The sequence below is a fragment of the Candidatus Hydrogenedentota bacterium genome (assembly GCA_019637335.1).
Classification (GTDB): Bacteria; Hydrogenedentota; Hydrogenedentia; order Hydrogenedentales; family JAEUWI01; genus JAEUWI01.
On sequence record JAHBVV010000022.1, the window covers coordinates 1 to 12,594 of the forward strand.

The following is a 12,594-nucleotide window of genomic DNA, read 5'->3' on the forward strand; positions in this document are numbered from 1 at the left end:
GTGCCGAAAGAGATAGTCGGTATAGCTCCGAGTTGCCCAGACTTGAAAAACCGATGGTTCCTTGTCGTTTAAGTCCTTTCTGTCGTTTAGGTCTTTTTTCTGGCATCGCGCCGGAAAGCGCAAGTAAGCTTGCGCAGTCCAATGTCGTCTCTATCGCTTCGCCGCGTCCCACGAGAAAAGGAACGGCGCTCTCTGGACTGCGGTGGCTTGCCACCGCTCTTTCTGCGGGAGCTTGCTCCTATGCCGGACAGCTTCACCCGCCGCCGCGAGCAAGCTCGCTGGGATGAAGCGCAAGCAAGCTTGCGCAGTCCAAAGCGGAGCCCTTTACTACACGGCATCCGATTACGAGGGGCGCGTCTTTCTCTGGCATACCGACGATTGGTTATAGGCCCAAGGCAAGCGTTATCATCAAGACGTATTGCGGAATTTTCGGTATACCGGCCCTTCCGTTGCGAAGCCAGAGTACCACCAAGGAGATCCTGCCATGACAGGTTGCTGGAACTGGTCACAACGATTGGGGTGGAGTCTGGCGATAATGCTGGGCCTGTCGCAAGGAAGTTTTGGTCAAGCCATCGGGGACAACCCCTTTTTCGCCATGTGCACCGGCACGAAAGACGAGGCTCACGCCACGCCCGCCGCGCAGGTGGCTATGGTGAAGGAACTGGGCTATGCGGGCACGGATCTTATCGGCGTGGCTGGATTGAAGGACGTTCTGGAGGCCATTGACGGGGAGGGCAGCCGATTCTTCGCCCTTTACACGCCCGTCCGGATAGACCCGGAACAGCCGCAATGGGAGGAGGGTCTGGAGGACGCCCTGGCGCTGCTGGAAGGGCGGGATTGTGTCTTGTGGGTGCCCATGACGAGTACGATTCATCCGCCGTCTTCGCCGGAGGGCGATGAGGCCGCCGTGGCTGTGGTGCGCCGCCTGGCGGACCTGGCGGCGGCGAAGGGGCTCCGCGTTGCCCTCTATCCTCACACCAACGACTGGATGGAGCGTGTGGAGGATGCGGTGCGCGTGGCGCGAAAGGTGAATCGGCCCAATGTGGGGGTGACCTTCAATCTCTGCCACTGGCTGAAGGTGGACGGCGAAAATCTCCGGGAACGGATCGTGGAGGCCCGGCCCCACCTCTTCATGGTGACCATCAACGGGGCCGACGCGGGCGGCGACAACTGGAAGGCGCTGATCCAGCCCCTGGGCGACGGCGCCTACGACGTGCGCCCGCTGCTCGCGCTCCTGGAGGAGCTGAACTACGAGGGCCCCATCGGCCTCCAGGGCTACGGCATCGGCGGCGACGTGGCCGAGAATCTGCGCCGTTCCATGGCGGCCTGGCGCAGCCTGACGAACGTGGAGTGAGGCGGGGGAGCGGGTAGGGCCGCCTGCCCTCCCGACCCAACAAGATCCCCACAGGCCGCGATGCCCTCCAACACCGCTATTACGCCGCGATGAAGCGCGCGAGGGTGACGATGTTTCGGCTGAACGTCCGCGCGTCCAGCATGGGCGTTCCTTTTTCGATGCGGCTGCGGTCGCGGGCGGGGGCGGGTTCGACCCAGGCGCCATCTTCGCGCTGCGCCTTGAGGATTTTCGCGGCCTGATCCGCGAGCACATCGGAGGTCTTGCCGGGGGTCGCGGGACGCACAAGACGGCGCGGGGTCCATTCGCCCTCGGGGATGGCGGCGAGTTGCTCGTAATGCGCTTCGATGGCGTCCAGTTGGCTCGGGCTCTTGAAGCTGTAGTGCGTGGGCATATCCGCGTCGCTGTAGGTCACTTCATAGTCTTTCGTGAAGTAGAGCGGCGTGTTGGTTTTGAGTTCGTAGAAGCGCGCGAGGCGTCCGTCTTCCAGGAGGGAGGCCTTGTAATAGGTTAGGGCGCGGGGGAGGGGCGCCAGGTACTTGCGGTCGCCGGTCAACTCGTAGACCCGCAGCAGCGAGCGCATGACGCCCTGGGACTCGCCGCCGGTGATGGATGCGGGTTCGAATTTCCGGGCCCAGGCGGGGTGCATGTCCGCGTTGTACTGTTGCGCCCAGCCGGGCTGCGGGTCGGGCATCTGCGCGAGGATCATGAAATCGCCAGCACGCCTGCCGGACCGCGTGTAGGCGTCGTTCTGGTAGATTTCGCCCGCCATGAACATGACTTCCAGCGTATCCGCCAGGGTGTTGTCGTTGAACGTGTAGAAGTCGGCGTAGGGCGCATTGGGATAGGCTTTCGGCCAGTCCTCGGGATAGGACGCCGGCTTCACGGGGTAGTTCGCGGGGTCTGGAGGCCCCGAGAAGCGCTGGGGCCACGCGCCATTGGGGTATTGCGCCTCCATCAGTTTTTTCAGGGCGTAGGTCGCGGCTTCGTGAATGGCTCTGTCCGAGAATTCGAGCGCCTGGTCCACCCGCATGAGGCAGCGCAACGCCGCCTGGGTCGTATCGTCGTCCAGCGTGCTGGTGTTTCGCGCATTCTCGTTGTGATCGGACTCCACGCGGTACCGGTACTTCTTGCGGTCCTCCGGCGCGAACTCCAGGCGATAATCCCAGCCGCCCGAGTCCAGTTGTGTGCGCACCAGCGCGGTGGCGGTTTCGCGGGCGGCCTCCAGGTAATAGGGATCGCGCGTGAGCTCGTACACCGTGACGTAGGCCAGCCCCACGCTCGGCGTGCCCGGCGGCTGCGCCCAGGCGGCGGTGCGCGTCGCGGGCACTTCACCTTCGACTTCGGAGAAATCGGCGGCATAACGCCAGAGGTAGCCGCCTTCGATGGAGACCGTGTCGCGGAAATACGCCACGCCGCGCCGGAGCGCGTCGGCGGCCTCGTCGCGCGACGGCGCCGGATCGGCCCAGGCCAGCGGGTGAAGAAGGCAAATGAAGAGGCCAGCGAAGCAACAGGAGACGACGCCAAACCGCCCTCTGGATGCGCGAATTGCAGCGATTTCCTGAAAGAAGCGGGATATAAGAGGTCGGGGTGGCATTGAAATCTCCTGCGTGGGATACCATAATGGCTTTTGGTTCGCGTGCCGCCCCTCGCGCCCTGCTGGCCCGCGCCGGCCTGATTGTATTGAATCAGAAGCTTTTCGGGCAGTTCAAGGGCATGTGCGCCTTTTCGAAATTCCGCGCCGCATCCATCTCGGGTGGCTTCGCCGTGCAGCAGTACGTCTTGCGCTCTACGCGCGGACAAACACCGCGGAGAATGAATGAACTATCGTGATGAAGGTCCCGAATGGCGCGTAGCGGCGGGGCGCCTATCGCCCCTCGTGGACGGTGAGGAATATTATCCGGCGCTCCGGGACGCCCTGATCGGGGCGCGTAAGCAGATCTTCATCGTCGGGTGGGACCTGCACACGGAAGTCCTGCTGCTTCGCGGGGACGCGGCGGAAGAAGCGGCCCGGGAAAGCGAGTGGCCGATCCGGCTTGCGGATCTGCTGCTTGCGCTGGTGCGGGAGCGCGCGGACCTCCACATCCGGCTGCTCATCTGGGAGGGATCCCCGCTTTTTGTTTTCGAGCGCCAGCATATCCCGCGCATGCACTGGCCGTGGGCCAAACACCCGCGGATCGAGATTGTCTGGGATCGCGATACGCCACGGCTCTCTTCGCACCACCAGAAATTCGTGGTGATAGACGGCGCGATGGCCTTTGCGGGGGGGATGGACCTGACCTCGGGCCGGTGGGACACGCACGCGCATCACCGGGAGGACCCGCGCCGCAAGACGCCGGGACTGTTCGCCGGGGAAGGCCAGCCCTACCACGACATCATGCTCGCGCTGGACGGCGAGGCGGCGCGCACGCTGGGCGGGTGGGCGCGGGAGCGCTGGCTGCGCGCGACCGGAGAGCGGGTGTCGCCTTGCGAAATCGAGGTCGAGGCGGATTCGCACTGGCCCGTGAACCTCAAGCCGGTTTTTCGGGATCAGGAGGTGGAGATTGCGCTTACGCAGCCGCTGTACGGGGGACGGCCCGAAAAGCGCCAGGTGGAGTCCACCTATCTGGCGCAAATCGCGGCGGCGCGGAGGCTGATCTACATTGAGTCTCAGTACCTCACGTGTGCGCCTATTGTGGATGCGCTCTGTGATCGGCTCCGGGAACAGGGTGGGCCGGAAGTCATAATAATCCTGCCGTGGGGTTGCCCGGGATCGCTTCAGGCGATGAGCATGGATCCCCGGCGCGACGAACTGCTTGATCGGCTGCGCGATACGGGCGGTCGCGTCCAGGCCTATTGGGCGACGCTGCGCGGCGGCGAACTTGAAAGCATCGCGTGCGACGCGGTCTACATACACGCAAAGACGTTGGTCATCGACGACAGGATGATGCGCGTGGGATCGGCCAACCTGAACAACCGATCCATGGGGCTCGACACGGAGTTGGACCTTTCGATTTGGTTGAAGGACGGCGACGAGGCGGGCGCGCGGGCGATCCGGGATTTCCGGCGGCGATTGATGGCCTACCTGCTCGGCGTGGACGTAGACGCGGTGTCGCGCGCGGAGGCGGAGACCGGTTCCGTAGTCGGCGCGATTGAAGCGCTCCGCGGGGGCGAGCGGACGCTGCATCCCTTTGCGCACCGGGCGACCCCGCTCCAGTCCTCCCTGGTGCTGCCGCGGGAACTTTCGGATCCGGACCGGCCGCTGGATGACATCGACGCCGATCGCGTGCTTCGGGTCATCGCGGAACTCGGGGGCGGCGAACCGCCCCTGCGCCGCCCGCTGTATTCGGCAATCGGGATGCTGAAACGGCGTCGCGGCGGCATCATCGCGCTTGGATGCCTGCTGGCGCTGATCGCGCTCTGGGCGCTGTCGCCATTGCGCGGCCTTATCGACTCGGAAGCCCTGCAAACCTCGCTCGAACGCATCCGATCCAGTCCAGCCGGCGCGGCGGGCGTGACGTTGGCGTTTGCGTTGCTCGCCACCGCCGGCGTTCCCGTGAGCATGCTTGCAACGGCGACCGGCGCCGTTTTCAGCGTCGCGCTGGCGCTCCCGGTGTGCCTGGCGGCGACAACGCTTTCGGCGTACCTGAGCTTCAGTGCGGGCCAGTTTGCGCCCGACCGATTGCGGGCCTTTATATCGGGCCGCATGCCGGAGGAACTGGAGCGCCGGCTTTCGAACTTGAGCGTCCTCGGTGTGGTAATCCTCCGCCACATTCCCGTAGCGCCGTTCGCCATCGTCAACCTTGCGTGCGGGCTGGTTGGCGTGCCCCGGGGGCGCTTTCTTGCGGGAACCGCGCTGGGGATGCTTCCGGGCATGCTGATGCTCGCGTGGCTCGGACAGGAGACGGTCGAGGTGCTCCTTAATCCGGGTTCGGGGGGCGCGGTGAAACTCGCGGCCATCGCGGCCTTCGTTATCGGCATGGCTTTCGCCGCCGAACGCGTGCTGCGGCGCTATGACCCGGATTCGTACGACTCCTCCGGCGCGGGCGCGGAGTAGGCACGTGCGGCGCCGGGCGGCCAGCTGGAATATTCACGGGTGCGTCGGCCCGGGAGGGCAGCACGATGTTGATCGGGTTGCTCGGGTGTTGCGCACGCTGGACGCGGATGTAATCGGCCTTCAGGAAGTGGATTGGCGGCATCCGGCCGGCGAGAAGAAGGAAGTGCTGGCGTATCTGGCCGACGCCCTGGGTATGCACGCCGTCGAGGGGCCGAACCTCCATGATCACCGGGGCCGGTACGGCAACGGGCTTCTGACGCGCCTGCCCGTACTCGGATACCGCCAGCGATCCCTCGCCTGCGACGGGCGGGAGCCGCGCGGCGCCATTGACGCCACCCTGGACACGGGCGACGGGCGCTTGCGGGTGATCGTGACCCACCTGGGGCTCAACGCGCGCGAGCGCCGGATGCAACTGAACTGGCTGCGCGAGGCGGCGTCCGCGCACACGCGGGGAGACTATATGTTGCTGTTGGGCGACCTGAACGAGTGGTTCGGAACCCGCACCGTGCGGCGCGCGCTGACGCCGCAGCCATTTTCGGCCCTGTTTACCGGGCGCACGTTTCCGAGCCGCTGGCCGCTTTTTTCGCTCGACTGCATTCTTGCGGAACCCGCGCCGCGGGCGCTGTCGGGCCGGGTAGTTCGCACGCCGGAAGCACGGCTCGCCTCGGATCATCTCCCCGTGGTGGCGGACATCGCGTGGGACCCATGCGGGGCCCCGTAACGGGCGCCGCCCCGGCCTGGAGCCCACGATGCGCATGGGGCGGGGTCAGGCTGTGATTAGCTTTTCGATACATCCCGCCGGCGCCGTGGCGCTGTTCACCGCGACGGCGCTGCTCGCGGCGGTTCCGGGCGCCAGCGTGATCGCGGTAAGCGCCCGCGCGGCGGCCGGAGGATTCAGGCATGGCCTCTACACGGCGCTGGGGGTGACGGCCGGGGATTTGGTTTTCCTGATCACCGCGTTTGTTGGACTATCGGCTGTGTCGAATGTCCTCGGAGAAGCGGGCGCCGCCTGGCTCTCCCTGGCGTGCGGCGCGTATCTGATCGTCCTCGGGGGGCTGTTGTTACGCCCTCCGCCGAAATTTGCGCCAGAACAAGGGATTCCCGGCGGCGGAGCGGCGGCGTCGTTTCTTCTTGGCCTGGCCATTACCCTCGGCGATCAGAAGGCGGTGCTTTTCTATGCGGGCTTTCTTCCGGCTTTCGTGGATGTCCATGTGCTCACTCGGTGGGATTGTGCGCTGATTGCGGTGGCGATACTGACGCCACTGACTCTGGTCAAGCTCCTGTACGCCGCCGCCGCCAGCCGCGCGGGTGTGCGCGTTTCACCCCGCCTGGCGGGAAGGCTGGGAAAAGTCGCCTCTTGCGTTCTCGTGGCCGTGGGGGTATGGTTGGTGGTGCGGGCGCTTCCGGGACTTCTGCGCGTGTATGCCGGGGTCGGAATGGAACTATAGTCCGGCTATGCGGCACGAAACAAAGATAAGGAGGCAGGGATCATGATTCGATTTGTGTGCGGTGTTACCATCTTGTTGCTGCTTGCGGGATGCGCCAGCCGCCCCATTTCGAATTCGGGCTATTCCCGGCACGGGTATGGCGGCGGGAACCCGATGTACCGGGGCGAGCTGAGCGAATTCGACGTGCTGGGGGTTCGGGCGGGGACAGACGTTTCCGAGGAGGCCATTCGCGCGGCGCTCGACGAGGGTCCGGAGCGAATCACCTTGCGCCGGGGCGATCCGGTGCTCCTGATCCAGTCCGGGGCGCTGATGCCGGATGAGGAGATGATCGCACACCTGGAGCGCGACTTGAGCGTCACGGTTTTCACGGGAATTCCAGAGCGCGAGAAGGACGAGGACGCGAGCTACGCCAGTTCGCTGCGACTGGCCGCCGCGCGGGGCGGTATCGGGACGATTCTGGTGTATTGGGGCGTGCTGGAATCGGGCACGCAGAATCTGGCGACGAAGACCGTGTCCTGGGCGCCGATCGTGGGGTATGCGGTGCCGGACGAAACCCAGCGCATGCGGATCCGGCTGAAGGTGGCCGCAATCGACGTGCGTACGGGCCATTGGGAGATGTTTACGCCGGAGACCTTCGAGGACAAGAGCATGAGCGCGCGGGTCAACCGCCGGAACAGCGATCAGGCGCAGGTCGCAACGCTCAAATCGCAGGCCTACGAGAAGGCGGCGGGCGAGATCGCGTCGCGCTATATCCGGTAGACCGGCTAGACGGCGCGGATTAGATCGGCCATGGCCCGCACCCATGTCGGGTGGGTGTTGAGGGAAGGGATCAATTCGAACGCCTCTCCGCCATGTTCGAGGAAGCTTTCCTTCGCCTGCATCCCGATTTCCTCGAGGGTCTCGAGGCAATCCGCCGTAAACGCGGGCGAGAGGATCGCCAGCCGCTTCACGCCTTCGTTCGCCAGCCGTTCGACCGTCTCGTCGGTGGCCGGGGTAAGCCACGGATCGCGGCCCAGCCGGGACTGGAAAGTCAGCGTGCAATTGTCGTCCGTCAGGCCCAGCCGCTCCATGATCGCGCGGGCGGTGAAGGCGCAATGACGCCGGTAACAGTGCTTGTTGGCGGAATTAAGGACGCTGCAGCAGTCCGGAACCTTCAGGCAGTGCTCGCCGGAGGGGTCGCCCTTCTCGATTTGACGCTCGGGGAGGCCGTGGTAGCTCAGCACGACGTGATCCGGTTTGAAGGCCTCCAGGCGCTCCGCGGCGACTTCGCGCCAGGCGTCCAGGTAGCCCTCGTCGTCGTAGTAGGGCGGGAGGATCGAGAAAAACGGGACGTTCCACTGTTTCGCGGCGTAGCGGTAGCAGCGCTCCATTACCGCGCCGGTCGTCGCCGAAGCGTACTGGGGAAACATGGGCACGACGATGATCCGGTCCACGTCCTTTTCCAGGAGTTCCTCTATGCCGTCTTCAATCGAGGGCACGCCATAGGCCATGCCCAGGGCGATGGGCATGTCGGGGAGTTCTTTGGCGAGGGCCTCGGCGAAATCCTCGCTGATGCTGATCAGGGGGGAGCCGCGGTCCGTCCAGATGGCCTTGTAGGCCTCCGCGGTCTGTTTCGGCCGGAACGGGAGGATGAAGCAATTCACGATAATCCAGCGCTTCCAGGCCGCAATGTCGATAATCCGCGGATCGGACAGGAACTGGCGGAGATATTCGCGGGTCTCGGCGGTTTCGGGCGCCGAGGACGATCCGGTGTTCAGGAGCAGGATGCCGGTGGAAAATTCTTTCATCTGATAGCGGGTCCATTCGTTCTAACGGCCAATGCCCAATACGGTGAGGGGTGGCTGGCGTCCCCCTCGTTTGCCTGCCGCGGACGCTATCCCCTGACGCGCCGGCGGGTGGCCTGCGCGGGAGACGCTTGCGCGCCGCTTATTATCTTGTATTCCAATGACGCCAGGAAATAAGGCAGAAACTCCCCCAGAGTATAGCAGTTATTACGGCCACCTCCAACGCGAGCGCGGCCGTCAGCACGTTGTAGGGCACGCCACCGTGCTTGTGGAGCAGCCAGGCGGCGGCGACGAAGGGCGCGCCGGTGGCGTCGGGGGTGACGGGTATGGCGCTGACGAGCCCGTGGGCGCAGCGGGCGGCGCAAACGAGCAGAAACGAGACTTCGTAGCCAAAGGCGTCGCAAAGCAAGATTACGGCGAAGATATCGGTGAGTTTTGCGGCGGCGGTAAGCGCCATGATCACCGGCAGCTTCCGTTTAAACAGGGCGACCTCCCGGCGGAGGCGTTGAAGCAGTCGCAAGAGCCGGCGGCTCCAGTTCGAGGCCGTCTTTTCGTCGGCGTCCGCAAGCGATACCGTGGCACACCACCACCAGAGGGCCGCGGCCAGCGCCGCGCCCGCAACGAGTAAGCCGGCGGCGGCGGGCAATGACAGAAAGCCGATTGCCGCGACGCCGAGGACGCCCAGGCCCAGCGTCCAGGCGACCTCCACGGCGCGATCCAGCCCGATCCAGGCGGCGATCCGGACATTTCGATGGTCCCGCAGGAGGAGGGGCGCCAGTTCTCCCGCCCGTCCTGGGGTCCAGTGGCCGGCGGTCTTTGCGAGGAAGAAGAGGAAGACGCCGCTTTGCCCCGGACCGAGGGCATGGCCCCACTTGGCGGCGCGAATCCAGAAGCCGGCCACGATGAGCAGGGCCATGGCGGCGAGGGGAAGCTTTTCGGCGCCGCGCACGAGCGCGGCAAGGTTGCCGACGCCGAAATACCAGCCCAGAAACGCCGCCAGCACCATCCCCGCGAGGATGAGGTAGCGGTTCCAGCCGGGGCCGCGCGCGTTGGTGGACGCGCGCTTCATGGAATTTCCACCGCGCCATCGTCGCGGAGGAAGTCCCAGCGCCACACGGTCACGTCGTCCGAGCAGGCCTCGTCAATGCGCGTCATGTGCGTCTCCACCCAGTCCACCTCGCGCCCGAGGTCCTTCACCAGCGCCCCATGGTGGCGCCACATCAGGAAGCGGGAGGCCTCTGCGATGAAGTAGCCCCGGGGGTGATCGGCGAGAAAGGCCTTCAGGGCCTCCAGGGAATCGAGCCCTTCGAGGCCGGATTCCTGGTATTCCCATCGGGTGTAGCGGTTGGGGAACCAGTTGTCGACGTGACCGACATAGTGGTGGACGGGCAGGAAAGTTGTGGTGAGGACCGCTTCGCCCGGCTGCCGGCGTTCGCGCACCCAGCGCGTTGGAAGTTTCCATTGCGGGTGGCGCACCGCCAGGGTGGTGTGGGCCCCGCGCGCCGCTTCGAGGCTATCCCCCAGGAGTGTCGCCGAGCTCCAGGCCAGGCGGGAGAGGAAGATCACGATCAGAGCGGCGCAGAGGCCATGCAACAGGCTGCGCCGCGCGCCACGCAACACGCCCAGGAGGGCGAGTAGACCGCAGGAACCGAGCATGACATACAGGGGGTAGGCGAAGAAGATGAACCGGAAGCGGCGGTAGCCAATGAGGTAGGTGAGAACGAAGAGGGGCACGAAAAAGCCGAGCAGTACCCAAATCGAGGCCCGATCCCGGCGCCAGAGCAGGAGCGCGGCCCCGAGGATAGCGACGGCAAGATAACCGATGCTCAGGTTGTTGGCGAAGAAGCGGACGTAGTAGTAGCGATCGGTTCGGAGTTGATCGAGAAGTGTCCCGCCCAGACCGGTCTGGAAGACGGCCGCGCGGTCCACGGGGTTTGGGTTGAGCCAGAGCGCGATGATGGTGATCGCGCCCAGGGCCGCACAGCCGGTGAGCGCCCAGGCCCAGCGCGTATCGCGACGTCTATCTCGCCAGCCGAGGCCCAGGGCGAAGAGGCCGGGGGCGCCGAGGAAGAGAATGGAGTGAAACGAGGTCAGCAGGCCGAGCAGGTAGGCCGCCACGGCGCCGAGTCCCCAGTAGGGCGCGCTGGCCCTCGCGCCCGCGAAATAGCGCCAGGCGCAATAGAGGAAAGCCAGGTAGGCGGTCACCTGAAGCTCGTACATGCGCGCCTGTCGCGACCAGGCCACCTGCCAGGGGGAGGTGGCGAATAGCAGCGCGGCGAGGAGGGCCACCGGACGCCCGAGCCAGACCCGTGCGAGAAAATACACGAGCAGGGTGTTGCACGCCGCGAGGAGCACGGAGGGGAACCGCGCGGCGACCTCGCTGTCACCGAGCAGCGCCACGAAGGCCGCCAGCAGGTAGTTGTATGCGGTGGAACTGGGGTAGACGTTGCCGCTGGGGAGGGCGGGCCAGCCCACTTCCGCGATATTCTTCGCCACGTAAAGGTGGACCAGCTCATCGTGCCAGAGGCTCGGGACGCCCAGGTTGGGGAGCCCAAAGGCCAGGGCGGTGGCGGCCAGCAGGCCGATGGCGGCCCATTCCCAGCGCGCCAGGGCGGGCGGGGCCGGGCGGAGCGGCGCCAGGGCGAGGGCGTGGAGCTCGCGGGCGAATCGGATCAGGGGTTGAAGCGGGCGCATGGGTGCTGGTGAATTCCGTGACATGGCGGTGGGCGTATTGTATACAGGCGCCCGCGCGTTTGACGAATCGCCCCCCGTTTGGTTTAGTCTCAGCGCGGCGACAACCGAGCGCCATTGGAAACGCGATGACAACACCGATCAAGATATGTTGCGCCTGCTCCCATGGCGGCCACCTGAACGAGCTGCTTCAGATCCAGGAGGCCTTCACGGGGCACGAGGTCTTTTTCTTCTGTTACGAGGCGGAAACCACCCGGCGCCTTGAACGGGCGTATCTCGTGCCGAACATGGCTCGAAATCCGATTGAATTCCTCAAGAATCTCGGCCGCGTCTGGCGCATTTTCCGCCGGGAAGAGCCGAAATTGATCGTCTCCACGGGGGCCGAGATAGCCATTCCGGTCGTGCTCGTGGGGAAGCTCCTGCGGATCCCCGCGCTCTATGTTGAATGCGGTGCGCAGGTGGTCCGGCCTTCTGTCACGGGGCGTGTGATGTACTGGCTGGCGGACGAATTCTACGTGCAGTGGCCCGAGTTGCTCCAGGCCTACGGTCCCCGGGCCCGCTACGCGGGATCCCTCATCGACGAGACGCCCGCGCCGTGATCTACGTGACCCTCGGCACCATGTTTCTCGGTTTTGACCGGCTCGTTGAGGCTGTTGACCGCATCGCGGAGACCTCGGGGGAGCAGGTCGTTGTCCAGACCGGTCTCTCCCAAAAGCGGCCCCGGCACTGTGCCTGGTTCGACTTCCTGCCGCACGAGGACGTGCTTGCCATTCAACGGCGCGCGCGGGTCATCGTGGGGCACGCGGGGATCGGCACCGTGCTCGACGCACTGGCGGTGAAGCGCCCGCTGATCGTGGTTCCGCGGCTGAAACGGTATGGCGAGCACATGAACGACCACCAGATGGAAATTGCGGAAGCGGTCGCGCGGCGGGGCTGGGGGCGGATGGTGCTGGATGTGGAGGAACTTGCGGAGGCCTGCGCCCGCCCGCCTGCCGCGCCCGTGGATTATCGGCCCAATAAGGCGCCGCTGATTGCGGCTATACGTAACGCGGTTGAGCGCGTTGCGGGGGCGTAGGGGGGACTCTTCGAGGAGTGGCGCCCACATTCTTTTGGAGCCGCTCGCGTGGGGCAGTGCTGGCTGGGTTGTGGGCCTCTTGCTCCAGGCACACGAAGGCGCTGGGGCGCCATCGCGTGGCACGGAGGTTTTGGGGTGGATTGTGGGATAGCGAGCGTGCGTTGGCTTTCCAGGGTTCCGTGGGAGCTATCCCATGCGCGAATTCTTTA

12 protein-coding genes are annotated in these 12,594 nt (G+C 65.4%); 8 read left to right on the forward strand and 4 right to left on the reverse strand.

Annotation, left to right across the window (positions count from 1 at the left end):
- The first annotated feature begins 484 nt into the window (after nucleotides 1-484).
- Nucleotides 485-1,354, forward strand: a complete 870-nt coding sequence (locus KF886_19410) for a sugar phosphate isomerase/epimerase (protein MBX3179530.1) — start codon at nucleotides 485-487, stop codon at nucleotides 1,352-1,354.
- A 79-nt stretch (nucleotides 1,355-1,433) separates the two neighbouring features.
- Here the strand turns inward: KF886_19410 and KF886_19415 are convergent, their stop codons facing one another.
- Nucleotides 1,434-2,948 (reverse strand): pectic acid lyase, encoded by a 1,515-nt coding sequence (locus KF886_19415; protein MBX3179531.1) that lies wholly within the window; start codon nucleotides 2,946-2,948, stop codon nucleotides 1,434-1,436.
- Nucleotides 2,949-2,974: 26 nt separating this feature from the next.
- Here KF886_19415 and KF886_19420 point away from each other — a divergent pair, with 26 nt between their 5' ends.
- From KF886_19420 to KF886_19440, 5 genes are read left to right on the forward strand one after another with little or no spacing between them, the layout of a single operon-like run.
- A complete protein-coding gene (locus tag KF886_19420; GenBank protein MBX3179532.1) occupies nucleotides 2,975-3,184 on the forward strand; it encodes a hypothetical protein in 210 nt (69 codons plus the stop codon).
- Complete coding sequence (locus tag KF886_19425; GenBank protein MBX3179533.1) at nucleotides 3,171-5,387, forward strand: VTT domain-containing protein; 2,217 nt, start codon at nucleotides 3,171-3,173, stop codon at nucleotides 5,385-5,387. Before KF886_19420 ends, KF886_19425 begins: the two co-directional genes overlap by 14 nt.
- A gap of 4 nt (nucleotides 5,388-5,391) precedes the next feature.
- Nucleotides 5,392-6,108 carry an endonuclease/exonuclease/phosphatase family protein gene (locus tag KF886_19430; protein ID MBX3179534.1) on the forward strand — a complete coding sequence of 239 codons (717 nt, stop codon included), beginning with the start codon at nucleotides 5,392-5,394 and terminating at the stop codon, nucleotides 6,106-6,108.
- Between the two features lie 52 nt (nucleotides 6,109-6,160).
- Complete coding sequence (locus tag KF886_19435) at nucleotides 6,161-6,835, forward strand: LysE family translocator (GenBank protein ID MBX3179535.1); 675 nt, start codon at nucleotides 6,161-6,163, stop codon at nucleotides 6,833-6,835.
- Nucleotides 6,836-6,877: 42 nt separating this feature from the next.
- Nucleotides 6,878-7,594 (forward strand): aminopeptidase, encoded by a 717-nt coding sequence (locus KF886_19440; GenBank protein ID MBX3179536.1) that lies wholly within the window; start codon nucleotides 6,878-6,880, stop codon nucleotides 7,592-7,594.
- A 5-nt stretch (nucleotides 7,595-7,599) separates the two neighbouring features.
- On the opposite strand, the gene hemH is transcribed toward KF886_19440, so the two are convergent.
- From hemH to KF886_19455, 3 genes are all read right to left on the reverse strand, one after another.
- Nucleotides 7,600-8,622: a ferrochelatase gene (hemH, locus tag KF886_19445; GenBank protein ID MBX3179537.1), complete on the reverse strand. Its 1,023-nt coding sequence runs from the start codon at nucleotides 8,620-8,622 to the stop codon at nucleotides 7,600-7,602.
- Nucleotides 8,623-8,764: 142 nt separating this feature from the next.
- A complete protein-coding gene (locus KF886_19450) occupies nucleotides 8,765-9,688 on the reverse strand; it encodes a flippase-like domain-containing protein (protein ID MBX3179538.1) in 924 nt (307 codons plus the stop codon).
- Nucleotides 9,685-11,313: a glycosyltransferase family 39 protein gene (locus KF886_19455; GenBank protein ID MBX3179539.1), complete on the reverse strand. Its 1,629-nt coding sequence runs from the start codon at nucleotides 11,311-11,313 to the stop codon at nucleotides 9,685-9,687. The genes KF886_19450 and KF886_19455 overlap by 4 nt, the downstream gene beginning before the upstream one ends.
- Before the next feature lie 125 nt (nucleotides 11,314-11,438).
- Between KF886_19455 and KF886_19460 the strand changes: the two genes are divergently transcribed.
- Nucleotides 11,439-11,909: a capsular biosynthesis protein gene (locus KF886_19460; GenBank protein ID MBX3179540.1), complete on the forward strand. Its 471-nt coding sequence runs from the start codon at nucleotides 11,439-11,441 to the stop codon at nucleotides 11,907-11,909.
- A complete protein-coding gene (locus tag KF886_19465) occupies nucleotides 11,906-12,385 on the forward strand; it encodes a beta-1,4-galactosyltransferase (GenBank protein ID MBX3179541.1) in 480 nt (159 codons plus the stop codon). Before KF886_19460 ends, KF886_19465 begins: the two co-directional genes overlap by 4 nt.
- Nucleotides 12,386-12,594: the final 209 nt, after the last annotated feature.

Coding starts and splice junctions, on each gene's coding strand:
- KF886_19440 (MBX3179536.1), top strand. CDS start 6,878: ATGATTCGATTTGTGTGCGGTGTTACCATCTTGTTGCTGCTTGCGGGA.
- hemH (MBX3179537.1), bottom strand. CDS start 8,622: ATGAAAGAATTTTCCACCGGCATCCTGCTCCTGAACACCGGATCGTCC.
- KF886_19415 (MBX3179531.1), bottom strand. CDS start 2,948: ATGCCACCCCGACCTCTTATATCCCGCTTCTTTCAGGAAATCGCTGCA.
- KF886_19420 (MBX3179532.1), top strand. CDS start 2,975: ATGGCTTTTGGTTCGCGTGCCGCCCCTCGCGCCCTGCTGGCCCGCGCC.
- KF886_19460 (MBX3179540.1), top strand. CDS start 11,439: ATGACAACACCGATCAAGATATGTTGCGCCTGCTCCCATGGCGGCCAC.
- KF886_19410 (MBX3179530.1), top strand. CDS start 485: ATGACAGGTTGCTGGAACTGGTCACAACGATTGGGGTGGAGTCTGGCG.
- KF886_19450 (MBX3179538.1), bottom strand. CDS start 9,688: ATGAAGCGCGCGTCCACCAACGCGCGCGGCCCCGGCTGGAACCGCTAC.
- KF886_19425 (MBX3179533.1), top strand. CDS start 3,171: ATGAACTATCGTGATGAAGGTCCCGAATGGCGCGTAGCGGCGGGGCGC.
- KF886_19455 (MBX3179539.1), bottom strand. CDS start 11,313: ATGCGCCCGCTTCAACCCCTGATCCGATTCGCCCGCGAGCTCCACGCC.